The organism is Bacillus sp. Pc3 (assembly GCF_000815145.1).
Taxonomy (GTDB): Bacteria; Bacillota; Bacilli; order Bacillales; family Bacillaceae; genus Bacillus; species Bacillus velezensis.
The window spans coordinates 1,826,543-1,845,482 of sequence record NZ_CP010406.1; the positions used below are offsets into that span (position 1 = coordinate 1,826,543).

Annotated in this window: 19 protein-coding genes; 6 read left to right on the forward strand and 13 right to left on the reverse strand. The window is 43.2% G+C overall.

Annotation, left to right across the window (positions count from 1 at the left end):
• Positions 1 to 214: 214 nt before the first annotated feature.
• Entirely contained in the window at positions 215 to 658 is a 444-nt protein-coding gene (locus SB24_RS08475; RefSeq protein ID WP_007408999.1) for a Ser-Thr-rich GPI-anchored membrane family protein, read from the reverse strand.
• A gap of 375 nt (positions 659 to 1,033) precedes the next feature.
• On the opposite strand from SB24_RS08475, the gene SB24_RS08480 reads away from it, so the two are divergent.
• The 3 genes from SB24_RS08480 (at position 1,034) to hpaB (ending at position 5,791) form a co-directional block, all read left to right on the forward strand.
• Positions 1,034 to 3,238 carry a glycoside hydrolase domain-containing protein gene (locus SB24_RS08480; RefSeq protein ID WP_039252888.1) on the forward strand — a complete coding sequence of 735 codons (2,205 nt, stop codon included), beginning with the start codon at positions 1,034 to 1,036 and terminating at the stop codon, positions 3,236 to 3,238.
• 71 nt (positions 3,239 to 3,309) lie between these two features.
• Positions 3,310 to 4,197 carry a hypothetical protein gene (locus SB24_RS08485; protein WP_031378857.1) on the forward strand — a complete coding sequence of 296 codons (888 nt, stop codon included), beginning with the start codon at positions 3,310 to 3,312 and terminating at the stop codon, positions 4,195 to 4,197.
• Between the two features lie 148 nt (positions 4,198 to 4,345).
• Positions 4,346 to 5,791 (forward strand): 4-hydroxyphenylacetate 3-monooxygenase, oxygenase component, encoded by a 1,446-nt coding sequence (gene hpaB, locus SB24_RS08490; RefSeq protein WP_039252891.1) that lies wholly within the window; start codon positions 4,346 to 4,348, stop codon positions 5,789 to 5,791.
• Positions 5,792 to 5,846: 55 nt separating this feature from the next.
• Here the strand turns inward: hpaB and SB24_RS08495 are convergent, their stop codons facing one another.
• Positions 5,847 to 6,089, reverse strand: a complete 243-nt coding sequence (locus tag SB24_RS08495) for a DUF2651 family protein (RefSeq protein ID WP_007408994.1) — start codon at positions 6,087 to 6,089, stop codon at positions 5,847 to 5,849.
• A gap of 334 nt (positions 6,090 to 6,423) precedes the next feature.
• Between SB24_RS08495 and glpT the strand changes: the two genes are divergently transcribed.
• Both glpT and SB24_RS08505 read left to right on the forward strand, forming a co-directional pair.
• Positions 6,424 to 7,758: a glycerol-3-phosphate transporter gene (glpT, locus tag SB24_RS08500; RefSeq protein ID WP_003156725.1), complete on the forward strand. Its 1,335-nt coding sequence runs from the start codon at positions 6,424 to 6,426 to the stop codon at positions 7,756 to 7,758.
• Positions 7,759 to 7,853: 95 nt separating this feature from the next.
• Positions 7,854 to 8,741, forward strand: a complete 888-nt coding sequence (locus SB24_RS08505) for a glycerophosphodiester phosphodiesterase (RefSeq protein WP_015416714.1) — start codon at positions 7,854 to 7,856, stop codon at positions 8,739 to 8,741.
• A gap of 180 nt (positions 8,742 to 8,921) precedes the next feature.
• Here SB24_RS08505 and SB24_RS08510 read toward each other — a convergent pair whose 3' ends face one another.
• The 4 genes from SB24_RS08510 to SB24_RS08525 all read right to left on the reverse strand — a co-directional run bounded on the left by SB24_RS08510 (position 8,922) and on the right by SB24_RS08525 (position 13,247).
• Positions 8,922 to 9,170 carry a DUF2651 family protein gene (locus SB24_RS08510; protein WP_014720665.1) on the reverse strand — a complete coding sequence of 83 codons (249 nt, stop codon included), beginning with the start codon at positions 9,168 to 9,170 and terminating at the stop codon, positions 8,922 to 8,924.
• A 76-nt stretch (positions 9,171 to 9,246) separates the two neighbouring features.
• Positions 9,247 to 10,449: a hypothetical protein gene (locus SB24_RS08515; protein WP_039252896.1), complete on the reverse strand. Its 1,203-nt coding sequence runs from the start codon at positions 10,447 to 10,449 to the stop codon at positions 9,247 to 9,249.
• Between the two features lie 64 nt (positions 10,450 to 10,513).
• The gene (locus tag SB24_RS08520) at positions 10,514 to 11,254 is read right to left on the reverse strand and encodes a hypothetical protein (RefSeq protein ID WP_039252900.1); all 741 of its coding nucleotides are present in this window, start codon (positions 11,252 to 11,254) and stop codon (positions 10,514 to 10,516) included.
• 373 nt (positions 11,255 to 11,627) lie between these two features.
• Positions 11,628 to 13,247 carry a glutamate/serine transporter AimA gene (locus tag SB24_RS08525; protein WP_031378861.1) on the reverse strand — a complete coding sequence of 540 codons (1,620 nt, stop codon included), beginning with the start codon at positions 13,245 to 13,247 and terminating at the stop codon, positions 11,628 to 11,630.
• Between the two features lie 185 nt (positions 13,248 to 13,432).
• Here SB24_RS08525 and SB24_RS08530 point away from each other — a divergent pair, with 185 nt between their 5' ends.
• Complete coding sequence (locus SB24_RS08530) at positions 13,433 to 13,693, forward strand: hypothetical protein (RefSeq protein ID WP_039252903.1); 261 nt, start codon at positions 13,433 to 13,435, stop codon at positions 13,691 to 13,693.
• Positions 13,694 to 13,737: 44 nt separating this feature from the next.
• On the opposite strand, the gene SB24_RS08535 is transcribed toward SB24_RS08530, so the two are convergent.
• From SB24_RS08535 to SB24_RS08565, 7 genes are all read right to left on the reverse strand, one after another.
• A complete protein-coding gene (locus tag SB24_RS08535) occupies positions 13,738 to 14,436 on the reverse strand; it encodes a YqeB family protein (RefSeq protein WP_039252906.1) in 699 nt (232 codons plus the stop codon).
• 109 nt (positions 14,437 to 14,545) lie between these two features.
• Positions 14,546 to 14,794, reverse strand: coding sequence for a sigma-G-dependent sporulation-specific acid-soluble spore protein CsgA (locus SB24_RS08540; RefSeq protein WP_031378862.1), 249 nt, complete (start codon positions 14,792 to 14,794; stop codon positions 14,546 to 14,548).
• A gap of 80 nt (positions 14,795 to 14,874) precedes the next feature.
• A complete protein-coding gene (locus SB24_RS08545) occupies positions 14,875 to 15,351 on the reverse strand; it encodes a DUF4879 domain-containing protein (protein ID WP_015239070.1) in 477 nt (158 codons plus the stop codon).
• A gap of 103 nt (positions 15,352 to 15,454) precedes the next feature.
• Positions 15,455 to 15,634 (reverse strand): hypothetical protein, encoded by a 180-nt coding sequence (locus tag SB24_RS08550; RefSeq protein WP_032862732.1) that lies wholly within the window; start codon positions 15,632 to 15,634, stop codon positions 15,455 to 15,457.
• Positions 15,635 to 15,647: 13 nt separating this feature from the next.
• Positions 15,648 to 16,790: an ABC transporter permease gene (locus SB24_RS08555; RefSeq protein WP_015416709.1), complete on the reverse strand. Its 1,143-nt coding sequence runs from the start codon at positions 16,788 to 16,790 to the stop codon at positions 15,648 to 15,650.
• Positions 16,787 to 17,968 carry an ABC transporter permease gene (locus SB24_RS08560; protein ID WP_039252909.1) on the reverse strand — a complete coding sequence of 394 codons (1,182 nt, stop codon included), beginning with the start codon at positions 17,966 to 17,968 and terminating at the stop codon, positions 16,787 to 16,789. The genes SB24_RS08555 and SB24_RS08560 overlap by 4 nt, the downstream gene beginning before the upstream one ends.
• Before the next feature lie 8 nt (positions 17,969 to 17,976).
• On the reverse strand, positions 17,977 to 18,912 hold the full coding sequence (locus tag SB24_RS08565) for an ABC transporter ATP-binding protein (RefSeq protein WP_015416707.1): 936 nt from the start codon (positions 18,910 to 18,912) through the stop codon (positions 17,977 to 17,979).
• Positions 18,913 to 18,940 lie beyond the last annotated feature (28 nt).

Consider the following 18,940-nt stretch of genomic DNA (forward strand, 5'->3'; position numbering starts at 1 on the left):
TTTTTATATCAGAACATTTTCAAACGAATCAAAAGAACCCGGGATTGGCTTATCATTGAAGCGATGTACCTTTCCGCATAATCCAGAATGATGCGGTGAATACAAACGTACGCCCGAATAGACAGGTGCAGGCTCCCTGGCGGTTGAGCTCCGGACAAAATAAAAAGCTGCCGCAGCTGCAGCAGCTAAAACTTTATAGACCGGAAAATCAGCATTATGAAGCGAATACAATCCATCTTGCACTATAATTGACACGTTTTTTCGAACCCTGATTGACCATTTTAAATCTGTATGAATCTCCTTTTTTTAACGAAGGTGTTTCAAAATAAGTCGTTCCATTTTTCTTTGCATTGGCGGTTTTGATTGTTTTCCAGGCACCTTTGCCGTTGACTTGCTTTTGGACGTATATTTTATACGTGCCCTTCCCTTTACTGTTGGATTTAAAAGTCACGGCTCTCAAGGTGTACTTTTTTGTCGTTTTAGTGAATTTAGGGTGATATGTATTGATCACATAGTTAGTGAAATACCCGCTTTTATAAGTATGAAGCCAGTCTTTAGCCTCTGCTTTTTGCGGAGAAGAAAAACCCATAAAACCAATTCCGCTGATTAAAAGAGTGAAAATAATGATGAGCGACTTAAAAATCTTTTTGCTTTTCATCGAGAAAATCCTTCCTTCCTGTAACTATTTACCCTATTTATGTTAATGACAATATAGCCAATCATAAATCCGTCCAACTAACCATTTTGACCGCAGGAAGAGATGTGAACAGCCCTTAAAATGACTATATGACTACTACTTATGATTCTTGTTATTTTTGATTAAGTGATAAAGTTACTTTAAACCGCTATTCATTTTGTTGTTTTTATATCAATTGTCATAGCGAGGTCTTTTCCTATCAATGCCTCTCTTTCGGCGTTTGTTCTGCGGCTGTATGATGGGGCTCTCCTTGGATAAACTCCTGCACCCATGACAAACTGTCATACGTTTGCCACCTATGAATGAACGCACACTACACGCAATGGAGGGATTACAATGGACGAAATGGTCCTGGAAACACAACAATGGCTGAATGAGACGTACAAAGGCAGACACGGGTACAACAAAGTGCCGGAAAACGGAAAAACGGGCTGGGATACCATTTACGGTCTGACACGGGCGCTTCAAATTGAGCTTGGTATTTCAGAACCTGCCGATAACTTCGGACCGACGACACAAAGATTGTTTAAGCCGTTGAAAAAGCAGGCTCCCGATTCAAAGCCGACAAACATGAATTACATTCTGCAAGGGGCGCTGTGGTGTAAAGGTTTTAACCCCGGCGGATTTTCAGGCGTTTTCTATGAAAATACCGAAAGCGCTGTAAAAGAGTTTCAAAAAGCGGCCGGGCTCACTAAGCAAGACGGCATCGTCACGGCTCTCATTATGAAAGCCTTGCTGGATATGAGCGCTTTTCGGTTAGTAGCGGGAGGCGACAAAAGAATCCGCCAAATCCAGCAGAACCTGAACCGGGATTACAATGACTACATCGGCTTGATGCCTTGTGACGGCTTATACGCCCGCGATACAAACAAGGCTCTCATTTATGCTCTGCAAAAAGAAGAAGGCATGAGCACAAGCGTCGCCAATGGATTTTTCGGAAACGGGACGACCAGCTTATGCCCTACCTTGACTCCCGGCGATTCACGGACAGGCTTTGTTTTGATTGTTCAATACGCGCTTTACTGTAATGGGGAAGCGTTTGATCCCGGTGAATTCGACGGAAAATACGGCGTCGGAGTTGTATCGGCAGTGAAAGCTTTCCAAAAGTTTATGTGCCTGCCGCAGACCGGTTATGCGGACATGCCGACGATTAAAGCTTTATTATCAAGCTCCGGCGACACAACGCGGGCTGCTTCAGCTTGTGACACCGCTGCCATTTTGACGGCAGATACGGCCAAAACTTTGCGTGAGAATGGCTATAAGATCGTGGGAAGATATCTGACCGGGAATGTGCGGACAAGCAGCGGACTGACATCGAAAGCGTTAACGTCAAAAGAACTTTCCACGATTTTCAATGCCGGCTTAAGCGTGTTTCCGATTTATCAGGACGGCGGCTATGAATCTTCTTATTTTGTAAAAGACCAAGGAACGAGAGATGCGTACAGCGCTGCATCAGCCGCCCGAAGATTAGGTTTTCCGTCAGGAACGACCATTTACTTTGCGGTCGATTTTGATGCGTATGATTATGAAGTCACGGATAAAATCATTCCTTACTTCCAAGAAATCAAGTCAGCTTTTATGAAAATGCAGGCGTTCTCTACTGCGCCGAAATATGAAATCGGGGTATACGGACCGAGAAACATTTGTATCCGGACGTCAGAAGCAGGTCTGACCAAATATAGCTTTACGGCTAACATGTCGACCGGATTCAGCGGCAACCTCGGATACCCGATGCCGAAAAACTGGGCTTTTGATCAATTTTATGAAGGGACAATCGGAAGCGGAGCGGGAAAAGTCGCCATTGACAAAGACGGATACTCCGGAAAAGACTCGGGTGCAAGCAGCGTCCATCCGCCTTCTGATCCTGTGTATGATGCAAGACTAAACACATTAACCAATATCCTGTCAACAATTCCGGATTTAGAGAATATATCCGGTCTTGCCAATATGATGTTCGAATTCGGTACAACCGAAACCATTTTAACTTCCCCAACTTTAGATATCTTATTGTCTACTTCAATTCTGTATACGATCCCAAGTGAGGGGTCTGCTAATACAATGACAATAACAAATGGAAAGCCCGGGGCATATGTTACTGGTTTACTGGGAGATACACAAACAATACTTACGGCTTCAGACATCCGTTCTTATCAAAATTTATTAGACAATCTGAGCCTATCTGTAAGAAACGGTTATCTGGAAATGGCAGTGACCCCTTCTGCTCAATCTTTAGATGTTTCAATTAAAATCTATACACCTGACATTCCAGTTGCCGATGGATCCACAACTGGACTTACGACCATGTTTACGTTTAGAATTAAAACGTATAAAGGTGTACCGGTTTCAGCTGCAGAAAGTGAATTAGCGAAGGACTGGGATCTTCTCCCTTCAACTCTCGTTATTGTTGCAGGGGTGTCTGCTTTCTATTTCACCTCTAAGATCCTTACTGAAAAACCGACCGGGAATAAAACAGTAGAAGCGGTAACTGAATTCGCCGCAGTTTTACTAGCCCTTTACGCTTATATGACGGATCTCTACTAATCAAAGAAAAACTGCATGAATATCTCATTCATGCAGTTTTATTCCTATTATTTTTTTGGAGGTTTCACTCATTGAATGAAAATCAATCCGCATTTAACACAGCAAAGCAAACTGCACAAAGATTGTTAAAATGTAAGAATGAACAAGAAATGATGGACTTTTTATCTGAACAGGATGTACATACGCTCAGTCTTTTAAAGTACTATTACTCTGCCCCGGCTCTTCCTTTTCAAATGCTCATGAAGATTGCTTTTTGCTGTATAGCGATGGCGTTGATCTTCACTTCATTCTTGTTTATTCAAGTCAAAACACTCATACCTTTTCCCATTTTATCTGATCTGTTGCCGGCAGTGTTTTCACTGTTTACAATCGGATGTATTGTCGCGTTTTATATGTTTTTTTCGCGCGAAAAGAAAGACCGGTTACCTGACAGCCGCTTAAGAAGAAACACTTACTCCTTCCGGGTTATAAATATGATAAATACAAATCTGGAAAAGAAATATCGTACACTGGCTTCTTTAGCGGGCGGTAAACAAAGTGATGATACACTCGAAGAAAGCATGAAGCAGATTAGCTCTTGTAAAAATGATGAAGAACTGATGAAATGTCTTGAAGAACAAGATACAGAGAAGTTATTCAAGCTGAAAAATCAGTTTTCCAAACCCGACTTCTCATTATTGGATTTTATGAAATGGATTTTTATCGGAAGCATTATTGCTATGTTTCTGACTGCACTTTTCTCAGGTCAAGTCAGCTATGTTCATGTTCCCCGCCTACTTCCATATCTTCTGCTTTTTTTATTCGCCAGGGGCTTAATATATCTAATAAAACTGCTGAAACTGTACCAAAAAGGGCCTTTGCACTCCATTCCTCACTTTACAAAGAACGCTGAAAACACCCGTATCACCGGAATGATAGACTTTGTCCTCGAACAACGATACAAAGACATGATCAGTTAAAACCCCTCTGCTTAAGGGGTTTTTTATTATGCAATCCCTTCACCCCCCTTATCAAAAAAGGCTCTTCTCCTTTGGAAATAACCGGAACACCCAATTTCGTTTTCAATATAATGAGGTAGTGGATCCGCAAAGAAAGAAGGGCGACATGATGGGTATCATTAATGGCAAAATGTTCATTGACCGATTAAATCAGCTTGGAAATGAGATTTGGCTTGATGGTGAAAAGATCGAGGGACAGATTTCTGAGCATCCCGCATTTAAGGGCCTTCTGGAAACGAAGCGCTCTCTTTATGATTTGCAAACGAAACCGGATATGAAAGATCAAATGACTTACAGTCTTCCCGGTAAAAAAGAACGGGCCGGGCTTTCATACCTGCAGCCGAAAACGAAAGAAGACGTAAAAAGAAGAAGAAACATGTTCGAACATTGGGCCAGACACACGCACGGAATGATGGGACGAAGCCCGGATTATATGAATACCGTGCTGATGAGCTTCGCCTCCTCCGCCGCGCTTTTGAAAGACCGCGAGCATTGTTTTCCGGAACATGTTCAAGCGCTGTACGAACGCGCTGCTGCACAGGATCTTTCTTTTACGCACACGTTTATCACCCCTCAGGTGAATCGTTCACAAATGGGTGTAAACGTATCGCCGACACCTATCTCGGCAAAAGTCGTCGATAAAAATGAAAAAGGCCTCATCATACACGGCGCCCGGATTTTAGCCACACAAGGCGGCCTGACGGATGAAGTGCTCGTGGTTTCTCTGCCTAAAATGTATTTTGAATCGGATGAAGCGTTCGCTTTTTCAATCCCTTCCAATACAAAGGGAGTAAAATTCATCTGCAGGGAATCTTTCGTACTCGGAAAATCATCGTTTGATTATCCGCTCAGCTCAAGATATGAAGAAATGGATTCTATCGTTGTATTTGATCACGTTTTGGTCCCTTGGGAACGCGTATTTTTTTATAATAATTACGAGGCGGCTTTTGATTTTAATATGAAAAGCTCTTTTAACGCCTTCGCATTTCATCAAGTCATCACGAGACAAATTGTAAAGACGGAGTTTCTCCTGGGCCTCGCCCAAACGCTTGTCGAAGCGATAGATGTGGGCGAATATCAGCATATTCAGGCTAAGATGGCTGAAATCATCACCGGTCTGGAAACGATGAAAGCCCTTTTGGAAAAGTCGGAGAATGATGCGGAAACAGATGAATGGGGTTATATGCGTCCGAGTGTCACTCCGCTTCGTGTGGTCAGCGCGATTTTTCCCGACATCTACCCGCGCTTCACGGAAATCATTCAGCTGATCGGGGCAAGCGGAATGGTGACTTTGCCGACTGAAAAAGCGTTCCGTTCTGACATCAGAGGAGACCTTGACCAATATTTGCAGGCGGCCGAATTGAACGCTGAGGACCGGGTAAAAGTGTTCCGCCTCGCATGGGATTTGACCATGAGCCCCTTTGGAACAAGACAGACACAATATGAGCGGTACTTCTTCGGTGACCCCGTCCGCTTAGCCAGCCATCTGTACAGAAGCTATCCGAAAGAAGAACAGACCGCGGTCATCAAGGAATTCCTGCACATTCATAAATAAAACAAAGCAGAGAGCGCATCTCTGCTTATGATAGCTGGATCGGCTGCCGCCGATCCTATTTTTTATTTTGGCTGATCACCACCATCGTAATATGCGATAACGCGAAAGAGACAAGCGTATACACAACGGCCCACCCGATAAACGAGAAATTCAATACGGTAAAGGTGCATATAAGGCAAACGGCCAAAGCGGCAGCCGGCATAATGAACGCGTTTTTAAACAGGTACGTTCCGGCGACTGACAAGATGATGATACAAAGCGGCAGAACACCGAACGCAAAATCCAATTCATCAATCAACAGATGCACTCCCTTCGCTTTTCTTAGTGCGGCCTAACACATCTTATGCCTGAGTACAAAATCGAGTACTTCAAATCTTTCGCGCTCCGGCTGATTTTCCCTCCGGTTATTTATTCAAAAAAATGAAAACTTTCCTTAAAGCGTTTACATTCACGTCAGACTGTGATAATTTAAGAAAGCGCTATCATACACAAGTTAATGATTTTTGGATGGAGATGAGGAGAACCAGGAAACCCCGCCCTTTCACAAGGGTGATTTCTGGTTCTTTTTGTCATTTTCAAGGAAAGGAGTCATACATACATCATGATAGACGTTCAGCAAAGGGGAGGATATGATGTTTCAATTGTTTAAGCCGGCTCCGCATATTGAGAGATTGGATGATTCAAAGACGGATGCGGCCTATAAACGGCTCAGGCTGCAAGTATTTTTGGGGATTTTCATCGGGTATGCCGGGTATTATTTGCTTCGCAAAAACTTTGCCTTCGCTATTCCTTATTTTCAGGAACAAGGGTTTTCAAAAGGGGAACTTGGCTTGGTGCTTGCGGCCGTATCAATCGCTTACGGCTTCAGTAAATTTATTATGGGGATGGTGTCTGACCGCTGCAACCCGAGATATTTCCTTGCGACGGGTCTGTTTTTGTCAGGTGTCGTAAACATTTTATTTGTTTCCATGCCGTGGGTCACGTCAAGCGTGACGATTATGTTTATTTTTATGTTTATTAACGGGTGGTTTCAAGGAATGGGCTGGCCGCCTTGCGGACGGACGATGGCTCATTGGTTTTCCATCAGTGAACGCGGCACGAAAATGTCGATATGGAATGTCGCCCATAACATAGGCGGAGGTATTCTCGCCCCGCTCGTGACTCTCGGCATCGCCATGTTTGTTACTTGGAAAAGCGTGTTTTTCTTTCCGGCGATTATCGCCATCGTCATTTCATTTGTGATTGTTCTTCTCGTTCGGGACACGCCGCAATCCTGCGGGCTTCCGCCGATTGAAGAATACCGGAATGACTATCCGAAACATGCGTTCAAAGACCAGGAAAAAGAGATGACGACCAAAGAAATTCTTTTCAAATACGTGCTGAATAATAAGTTTCTGTGGTATATCGCATTTGCCAATGTCTTTGTTTATTTCGTGCGGTACGGTGTCGTTGACTGGGCGCCGACTTATTTGACGGAAGCGAAAGGGTTCTCTCCTGAAGATTCCAGATGGTCTTATTTCCTTTATGAATATGCGGGAATTCCGGGAACGATTTTGTGCGGCTGGATCAGCGACCGGTTTTTCAAAAGCCGCCGCGCGCCGGCAGGCGTACTGTTCATGGCCGGCGTATTTATCGCTGTATTGGTCTACTGGCTTAACCCTGCCGGTCATCCGCTCATCGATAATATCGCGCTGATCAGCATCGGCTTCTTAATCTATGGACCTGTCATGCTGATCGGGCTTCAGGCCATTGACCTTGCGCCTAAAAAAGCGGCGGGAACGGCAGCCGGCTTAACCGGGTTTTTCGGCTACATCGGAGGCTCTGCTTTCGCCAACGCCATCATGGGTTATGTCGTAGACCGCTTTGACTGGAACGGCGGCTTTATCATGCTTATCTCCTCATGCGTGCTGTCCATCGTCTTCTTGGCTATGACGTGGAATACGGGCAAGCGGGCGGAGCATGTGTAAGAAAACAACATAAAAGATTAATATTTTTGCAGTACAGCATTTACAACGATTTTCTACGCTAGAGACAGATATTGATTTTTAAGGGGGAAGAAAACATGCGGAAACATAAATTGTTTGCTTTGGTATTGCTTTCATTCGGTTTATTGTCATTCATCGTCACGCCTGTATCGGCGGCGGGAAAAGGAAACCTCTTGTCTCCTGACAGAATTTTGACCATTGCCCATCGCGGTGCTTCGGGGTATGTCCCGGAGCACACGATCCTTTCTTATGAAACTGCGCAAAAAATGAAGGCTGACTATATTGAGCTGGATTTACAAATGACAAAAGACGGCAAGCTGATCGTCATGCATGATGAAAAACTGGACCGCACCACAAACGGACAAGGCTGGGTGAAGGATCATACATTAGCCGAGATTCAAAAGCTCGACGCCGGCTCTTGGTTCAATAAGGCCTATCCGGAAAAAGCAAAACCGAATTACGCCGGACTTCGCGTTCCCACACTTGATGACGTGTTAAAACGGTTCGGCAGACATGCAAACTATTATATTGAAACAAAGGCGCCCGAAACATATCCGGGTATGGAAGAAAAACTGATCGCTTCACTGAAAAAATACAAATTGGCAGGTAAGCATGCGAAACTTGGACAAGTTATCATTCAGTCTTTCAGCAGGGACAGCCTTCTGAAAATCAAACAGCTCGATCCGAAACTTCCCGCTGTCCAATTGCTTGAAGCGGAACAGATGACGTCAATGACTGACGCAGATTTAACGGACATTAAAACATATGCCGTCGGAATCGGACCGGATTACAAAGCGCTGAACGCTCAAAATGTCCGAAACATTCGCAGCCACGGCCTTCTGCTTCATCCTTACACCGTAAACAGCGAGGCGGACATGCGCCGTCTGCTGAATTGGGGCGTAACCGGTGTGTTTACCAACTATGCGGATATATTCCAAAAGGTTAAAAAAGAATACAAATCATAAAGCCAGCATGGGTTCGGAGATGATGCCGAACCCATTTTTTTTGCCCGATCATGCAAACGCCGTCATGGGTTATGTAGCGGGCGGAGCATATTATTAAAGCTTACATTCACCTTTATATTAATTAAAGGTATCACTGTAATTGTGAATTACCTATGATACCTTACAAACAAAAGGATATAATTATTTATTTCTATTATCTATTTTCTTTCTTATACTATTTGTAATAGACGATAATACAAGTGATACTAAACCATAGACAACCACCCATCCCCAGAAGGATAGATTAAAAACAGTGAACATTAATATGACTGAAACAACTATACTGACAAGCGGCATTATATACACTTTTTTGAAAATATAAGTGAATATAATCGATAAGACGATAATAGAAAGTGGTAAAATACCAAAAGCAAGATCTAGCTCATCCATTATTATTCTCCTTTGTGAATTTAATTTTTCCCTTTAAATATACTCACTCAGCTGTCTAGCGATTTAAAAAATGTATCTATCCACTCCATACTTCTTTGTTTTTCTTAATCATAAAAAAGTCATATTCAGAAACATGGGTATTGTTAATAATTTTTTCAAGTCCTCTGATAGGAGTAGATTTTAATTTTTTTCCGTTTTTATAAGAGTAAGAATTAATCACATATTTCCCACCCTTGCTTATTTCTAACAAGAAAATTTTAGATTCGTCAAAATAAGTGAATTTTGCTTGGTTTTCAAATTTTGTCGACCTATTTAACGGGATTTTTTTTCCCGGCTTCATACTTTTCAGATCAAAAGTATAAAGTATTGAATTAGCTGCCAAATGATATAAAGTGTCATTTTTCACAAAAAAGTTATTAGTGGAAAGAGGAATTGCCAGTTGAGAAATTTCATCAGGGATATGATAACTGCCTAAAGGATATGCCCCTTTAAACTTATTATGCTTTAAATCAATTTCTGCTACTTTGAATTGTACTTTGTTTGATTTATCCGTTTGGTTATATAGTATAAAAAAGGCTGAGCTTTTTTTAACTATTATTTGTGAATAAACACTCCAATTTTCTTCATTTAATATAGGAATTGTTGTTCCTTTCCCTACTGTAACTTTATCTTTATCTATTTTAACATCCTGGAAAGTCGGTGTTTTGATTGAAGAGTCTTCATTTATCACGTAAATATATTCACCGTCATTACCGGTACTTGTATAGAAACCCGGAATAATTTTTTCATGAAATCCATTGCCGTTACCCCATCTAATTAAACTATTATAATGGTTTTCACCGACTCCTTGATTATTCAAAAAATAAAAGATATTTTCTTTTATTAAATGGCCTGATGATTGCCCATAACTTGTATGTACTTGATGCTGCATCGGGAATTTTTTAAAGTTATCGCCTATCATATAAACTTCTTTTTTGTCCTGTCTAACTATGTTTTTTTCATCTTGTGCAATGGTTCCAACCTCAATAGCATCTCCTTTTACAGCTGTTGCTGCTCCTTTTTCATCAATGTATACAGTGTAACTCCCATCTTTAGGGTAATCTATTGTTGCTGAATAATATATAGCTGCAATTTTATCATTCAAGAAATTCTTTTCTTTTTCTGTTTCAGTTTGTTTAACGTCAGAAACTGAATTAGTATATTTAAATGTTCCGATACATATAAATATACCTATTAATACTATGACCGCAATTATAATAAGCCACTTAATCTTGTTCAAATATAATCTCACTCCTTAAAATAATATGACTCCCTAAATAAACTTAGGGAGTGAAAATAATTCATCAAAATGTTTTAATAGTTTTTGTATAATTGGAATCTCTGATGTCTCTTGGATAGACACCCAGACCTTTATCTTTATCCATATCTATACCAGCCTTTAGCTTAAAAGCTGACCATAATAGTTTTGAACAGTTTTTATCACCATAATGACTCGATTTTCTATTTGTTGCAAAATTATATGAATAACCATCCTTCCCAACCCTGCTGTAACCCCAATTTACTGAATTATTTTTTTTAGAACTAGACACTTTCACATTTTGAATTACAGCATTTTTTTCGACCTTACGTTTCGAGGAAGCTATTGCACGAACACCTTTTTTAGGGACCGATTCGACAATTTGATTTCCCTTATAGTACATACCGACGTGTCCATGCGGAAGCCCAAAAGTAGATGCAGGTGTATAGTAAACATTACCTTTAGAGCTTGATCCTATAATTTTCGGCCCGCTATTCTTGCCCATTGTGCTCATTCTATTACTTTTATCTTCTTCTTTATCTAGCTTTTCTTGCTTCTTTAATTCAGTTTTAATTTCCTCTAAGATCTCATTAGATGTTTTATTATCTTGTTTAACTAGATCATTAACGGATTCAATTAATTCTTTTTTCGACAGATTCGGATTCATTTTCAATATGTAGTTTACTGTTTCTGAATTATACGAGTCCACAGCCTTAACACTCGTAAAACCTCCAAATACTAAGGGAGTAACGATGCATAATCTTGCAAAAAATTTCCTCATTTTCATACTTATTACCTCCAACTATTTGTTTATTATCCTATATTTTAATTTATTATACAATTATTGTAAACACAACTTACGTACTGTATTTTCTATATGGTTAATTATTTGTTTTATCGCTAAAACTTTGACTTGAAGTACAGGAAAACGGATGAAGTTACGGAGAAGAAAGAAGTTGCCCAACATATCTTTTACATTCATTGTTTAATATGGAAGACAGTTATTGATAAGGCGGAGAAATCATGAGAAAAAAAGAATACTGTCCGTGGTTGCCTGTCGTTAGGCTTTCTCATTCATCGTCACGTCTGTATCGACCCCATGTTTTTTTGCCCGATCAAAAAACCTTGCGGGAATGTTACCGCAAGGTTTTTATCAATCATTATTCTTTTCCGGCAGCGGCTTCAGCCTGTCCGCCTTTTAATTGATCGTTAATTGCTTTGGCGTCTTTCAAATACTCAGTCTTGAAGCCGCTCTTCAGCGCCCACGCATAGAAGGCAAGGGCAACGATTGCGATCAGCCCCATATCCCATCCGTACGGAATGATGTTCAGACCGCCGAATTTTTCACTTCCGAGCCATGAAATGACCATCATGCTGAGCAGATAGACAACCATCCAGACGCCGCCTTTAAAGTTTCTGCGGAATCCTTTCCACTTCGCTTTCGCTTGGTAGTAGAAATAAATCGGAAGGCCGATCAAAATGATAAACAGCACCTGCCCTGTTAACGGCCAGCGCGCCCAATACAGCACGAGAGACGCGAACACGAAGCCGAGCGGTGCAACCACGCTGAGGCCTTTCAGACGGAGAGGCCGGTACAAATCCGCCGCCGTCCGCCGCAGCGTCATCACCGTCACGGGACCCGTGATATAAGAAATCAGCGTCGCAACGGAAATGATTTCAGCAAGCACGCCCCATCCTCTGAATAAAAACAGAAAGATAAACGATACGATCAGGTTGAAAATCATCGCTTGGCGCGGCACGCCGTACAGCGGATGAAGCTTTCCGAAAATGCTCGGCATATATTTATTTTTTTCCATGCCGTAAATCATGCGGGACGTCGTAGCGGTATAAGTGATACCCGTTCCTGACGGAGATACGAACGCATCCGCATAAAGAATAATGACAAGCCAGTTGATATTCAATGCGATCGCCAAATCGGCAAATGGAGAGTTGAAGTTCAGGTGACTCCAGCCGTGAACAATCATGGAAGGTTCAACCGCACCGATAAATGCGATTTGCAATAGGACGTAAATGACGGTTGCGACCAACAGCGAACCGACAACCGCAATCGGAATCGATTTGCCGGGATTTTTTGCTTCTCCGGCCATGTTAATCGGGCTTTGAAACCCGTTAAACGCAAATACGATACCTGATGTGGCCACCGCCGTCAGCACGCTCGCCCAGCCGTTCGGCGCAATGCTTGAACCGGATGTGAAGTTTTCGCCGTGAAAACCGGTAAACAGCAGCGCTCCGATTGTCAGTCCCGGAATAATGATTTTAAAGATGGTAATCAATGAATTCGCTTTTGAAAATAAGTTAACTGTCCAATAATTCAGTAAAAAGTAAATAATCAGTAATACGGATGCGAAGCCGAGCCCCTCTCCCGTAAGAGTGCCGTTGTGAACGAGATTACTTGTCCATTTTGCCCATTCCCACGGCCATGAGCTCATGTATTGAACAGACGCAACCGCTTCCACCGGAATAACGGAAACAATCGCAATCCAGTTTGCCCATCCTGCGATAAATCCAATAAATGATCCATGAGAATATTGAGTATATTTTACCATTCCCCCGGCTTCCGGGAACATTGAACCCAATTCACTGTAAGAAAGTGCGATAAACAAAATAACGATCATACCGATAATCCAGGAAATAATTGCGGCAGGTCCCGCAATCTGAGCCGCCCGCCACGCCCCGAATAACCAGCCGGAGCCAATCATCGACCCAAGTCCGACCATCATGAGTGCAAACGTTCCCATTCTGCGATGTAATTGATTCATAAAGTTAACACCTTTCAATTAAAATATGACTCCAGCGCTATCATATATTTATAATATTATTCTGAAAATAGTTTTGTCAATCTTTATCGCATTAAAGCGGCAAGCCAAAATTAACCTTCCGATGTTTAAACAGCCGTTAAGCGGGAATAACTACTGCAAGCCAGAAATAGAAAGGAGTTTTTATCGTGAAACAAAAACTGCTCATTTCAGGAATTGCCGTGTCGACTGTCGGAGTGACTTCCTACCTGCTCAAAGATAAATCAAACCGCCAAAAGGTGATGAACTTTATCCGCAATATGAAAACATCGCTCTCCGGGAAGCAGGATATTGAATCATTCCCCGTCAACAAAGCAGGCAACCCGCATCCCGAAGATATTGAAGATAACAAAATGGTATCCGAAGGCTCCATGTACCCGGTTCAATATTATGATGACAAGAAGAAATAATCTGTTCCCGGGCTGCCCGGCCGTATCAAACGGCGGCAGCTTTTTTATGCAGACGGCGTTTGATAGAACCGCCAATATTGGCGCGAGCCTTTATCCCGCACGGTAATGCCCAGTTTGGATATTTCCGCTTTCAGTTCTTTCGCATCAGCCTTTTCCTCCTCTTTCAGCGCCTTTTCTCTCGCTTTTAAAAGAGCATTTGCCCCTGGCTCCAAATCCGGCGTGTCCGGCACCCACCGTTTGTATTCTTCTTTAAAAGGATCTTCCGTCCCCAGCCAGACATACCCATGCGCGCGAAACGCATCAGCCGCTTTTTCAACCGCCGGCTCAAGCTTCTCCCGAAAAAGCTCCTGCCCTTCAGTCCCCAATAAGACAAGATGCTTTTCATCCGTAAACACACCGGAAATGCTGTCTTTCGAAAACACGCTTTCTTCATTATATATGGTTAAGGACACCTCGCTGTCCGTCACGACTGCCACAAGAGTTTCTTTAAAAGCTGCCCGCGTCAGCCACACTCCCCCGATTAAGCCGATAACGGCAGTTGCAGCCGCAGCCTTCCATCCGTGAAAAGAAGCGATTATTTCCAGCGGCCCGTGAAAAGGCAGCCAATCCAATGTTACGGCCCACTTCGCAATGACCGGCAGAAACCATCCGATGACCAGCCCAAATAATGGCGGCACCAGAAAAACCAAAGCTTTTTCAACCGATGACAACTCAAGAACCGTCTGTTTTTTTATTTCGTTCATGTTTCTCCTCCGTCTGTGTTTTTCACAACTATCCATTATACAAAGGGTTGGATGATTCTGTAAACTGTTTCCGAAACAATAAAAAGCCTCCCGACCGCCGGGAGGCTTTTTAAAACAGGAGCTCATATACTTCATTCAATTCCATCGTGCGCTTCTCATCCTGCTCGTTCTCAGCATATTTGATTTCCTTTTCAAGCAGTTGATTCAGCGCATCCATTTCCAAATCATTTAGATCTTTCACAAACTCGCCCTCATTTGCATAATGCTTCACCTGAAGCTTTTTATAAATCCCTCGGCACACATCATGCTCCAAGTGGTTCGAAAGCGACTCGCGCAAATATCCGAGTGTCCTGTCCATCATGTAAGCCCTCCCTTTTCTTTAGGAATAGCTTCCCGGAAAGAGAGAAAAACTATACATGAAAGCACCGGGCGGCTGTTTTAACTCTGTACCTGAATGGAGAAAAATCCGCTGCTTAACGGCGTGTACGGCCCGTTCAGCCCCGTTGCGGAGAAAGAGAACGTTCCTGAACTGACATAAGAAAGAGGAACGCTGTAATATTTAATATAGCCTGTAACGATATTGCCGTTTTTTGTATATTCATCTTCCAGCGCTTTTGACGTAAGATTTGTAATATTCGTTCCGTTGTTAAATGCCTGGATCGAGTTATTGTTCGGATACCCTTGGAAATATACGGCTAAATAACCCGTTGTCCCCTTCATCGGTTTTGATGCGCTGATTTGGTTCGGCCCGATATTTTCCCATTGGTAATTCTGACCGTCAGACGTCACACCGATAATACGGATTTGTGTTAAAGCAGGAGCCGGCGCCGCAGACGCTGACGGAGCCCACAACCCGCTCACAAGCAACAAAGCAGCGGCGGCCGCGGCAAATAGCATAACGAGTCTCTTTTTCATGTTTCTTCCTCCTCTTAATCTTTTCGTAGAATCCTATACTATTTTACATGATTCCCAAGGAAAAAGATTACATTTCATAAAAGAGTCCGGAATATTTTGTGAACTAGATATGAAACGCTCTGGAAACGCCATTGATTATGAGAAAGATGCCGCAGATTCTTAACACGACTCTTGAACTTCTGTCATCCTTACCGAAAAAGGTTTTTCCGAGCCAGCCGATCCATAGGTTCATTGCGGCTCCCGCGAGCAATTCTATGATTCCGATTATTTCTGCCATATACAAAGCAGCCACCCTTCTAACCGTTTTTTTTCATATGACGGTTTATCATATAAAGTGATAAGACCAATGACGCTGCACCGGCAGCAAGAAACAGGCTCAGCGGCACGATCTGCATGCTGCCTCCGCCATTGTTTTGAAATGCACCGATCGCCCATTTTTCAGGGGTAAACAATGACAGCATCCGCATGTACTCCGGAGCCGTGTCTAATGTGAAGAAAGCCCCTCCCAATAAACCCGTGACAGCTATAAAAACCGAAGCAAGCGACGTGAATTGCTTTTGGCTCTTCATGAACGGTATCACGGCCATCGTTACAGCAGTCAGCGCAAACGAGCAGGCCGCAAGCACCGCTCCCGCAGCAAAAACATGATCAGCAAAACGGATATGCAGCATGAATGTTCCGGCAGCGAGGATTACAATGATATGGAGAAGTCCGAAAAGATACGCCGCCGCAAACTTAGAGATTGCATATGCCGTATAGGAAACGGGTGTGCTCAGCAATCTGTCATATGTATGATTTTCATGTTCATCTATAAATGATCGCAGGCTTTGGACTGCAACAAACCAGATAAACATCACTAAAAATCCGATAAGTCTGTCGGCTGCCTGTCCGCCTTCATAAACGTGATGGCGGTCAACATTGACGGCGGAATGCCCCTGAATATCCTTCAAGAGATCAGCTGCCACCTGCTTCCCGTCGGTGTGCAGCGTGCGGGATATCACTTTTGCATCGCGGACTATTTTTTTCAGCGCGCCCGCCTGCTGCGCAATCAGCTGCTCTGTCAAAACAGCATCACCCTTTTCTTCATTCTGAATAAATGAAACGTTCAATTCATCTCCGGAAAATAATTTTTCTTCAAAATGAGAGCCGATCAGCAATCCGAAGGAAATATCCTGATGATTAACCTTTGTTTTTAATACGTCCTCCGTGACCTTCGTGACTTTTATATGGCCGGCTGTCTGAATCATTTTCATAAATTGCGCTGAATAGGCGCTCTGATCCTTATCAGCTACATATACTTCCTTCTGCTGACTGCCATCCGCAGAAAAGGAAAAGAAATATGTGAGAAGGAGCGGGGCGGAAATCGTCGCAAAGATGGCAGCCCGATTTTGCAGCATCAGTTTCAGCTGATGTCTGATCATGAATAACAGCTGCGTCATGAAACAGCCTCCTTCCGTTTAAACACCCAGATGGTCAAACATAAAAACACGGCGCCGATGGCGGCAAGCTCTGCCAAATCCGTCGAAATACCGCTCAGACCGGCATGCTGCGTGACACTGACATAGCTGTTGATCGCTTTGCCGTTCGGTATCAGCTCCTGCACGATTTTCAAACTGTCAGGCAAGCTGTCTTTTGCGATAAAGCTTCCGCCTAAAAAACTGAATCCGTATAAAATGGGAGCCGCCATGCTTGAGACGGTCTCGTGATTTTTTGCAGTAAACCCCCAAAGAAGCACGATACTGCCGATCGCAAATGAATAAACAATCGTAACCAGCAATATTTCAAACAAATTGCCCCATTTTACCTGATACAAGATGCTGCTTGCGATGATGACGGCAGCCATTTGCATAAGGATGGCAAGCATGATTCCCAAAAGCTTACCCGCCACATACTGGATACGTAAAACAGGCATTGATTTGATTCTGAATAACGTGTGCTGCTGTCTCTCTTCCACTATCCCGTGAATGAGCGCAAACGCGGTCATAATGGAGAACATGACGACCATTGCGATTGAATAATACTGCATCGCATCAATCGGAGCCGCGTGATTGCCGGCCGACTGTTTCGGAATGGTGACAGCCTGTTCACCCGAAAGGCCGCTGATGATTTTGCGGGCATCTCCCTTTGACAGATGTCCCGACTGCTTCAGCACCGCTTTTTCTTCACTGATCTCCGCTTTTACTCTGGTGACAAACGAATCGGCCATCATTTCCACAATGTCTCCGTTTACAGAGCCTTGTTGGTTCGAGATGACTTTGATACTTGTTTTTTCATTGTGTTCTGCCGCTTTTGCAAAGCCTTTCGGCACATATACAAAAACGGAGACTTTGCCGCTTTCGACAAGCTGTTTCCCTTCTTGGTAACTGCCTATGTCTTTTACACGGATGAGATCAGTTTGTTTCAGCACGTCATTCTTTAATACGTCGCCCAAAGAACTCTGCGCGTGATCCGCATTATAAAACGCGGTCTGAAATGGCTTCACTTTCGAATCGCCGTGAAAAACCGTTCCTAAAATAAAAATCATCAGTGCCGGAAACAGAATCAGTTTTATATAGAAAGACTTTGCTCCGGCCAATAACCGAAAATCTAATAAGATCAGCCTGAATAATATTTTCATGACGCCCCCTATGAATCCCGCAGCGTTTTGCCGGTGAGCCGGAGGAAAATGCTTTCCAGATTGGCTTCCTCGAAATGAATGCCCTTAATGGTGATACCGGTCTCCCTGATATCATCCGCAATATCAAGGATATTGCGATCTGCCGCAGAGACGAGCATCGTAATGGTCTGCTGGCTGACAGCAGCCTCGGCAACACCGGGAATGCGGCGGATTTTTTTAACGGCATCATCATTCAGACCCTCTGCATTCACGATCAGGGTATCAGAGGCTTTGGCTGACTGCTTCAATTCGTCTTTCGTCCCGCAGGCAATGATTGAGCCGTGATCCATGATCGCCGCTTTTTCACAGAGGTATTCGACCTCTTCCATGTAATGACTCGTGTAGATGACGGTCATCCCTTTTTCTTGATTTAACGTCTTCACGGTTTCAAGAATATGGTGTCTGGATTGCGGATCAATTCCGACGGTCGGTTCATCTAAAATGAATAGTTTCGGTTCATTCATTAGCGCGGCTCCGATATTCACCCGTCTTTTCATGCCGCCTGAAAACTCAGATATCCTTTGATTTCGCTGTTCCTTTAATTCGATGATGTCCAGCACTTCATCAACCCGTTTACAAAGTTCCTTACCGGAAAGTCCGTACAGACTCCCGAAAAAAGCCAAATTATCCTTTGCGCTTAACGCTTGATATAAAGCGATTTCCTGCGGGACGACTCCCATCACTTTTTTTATGGCCGCAGGCTGCTCCTGTAATGAGGTTCCGTCAATGCAGATTGTTCCACCCGTCGGCGGGAGCACGGTGCTGATCATCGACACCGTTGTTGATTTACCGGCGCCGTTTGGTCCCAGGAGACCGAATATCTCTCCTTTTTCGACGCGCAGTGATATATGATTGACAGCGGTAAAATCGCCGTACTTCTTTGTCAAATCCGTTAATTCGAGCATTCGTGCAGCACTCCTTGTGTCATATCTG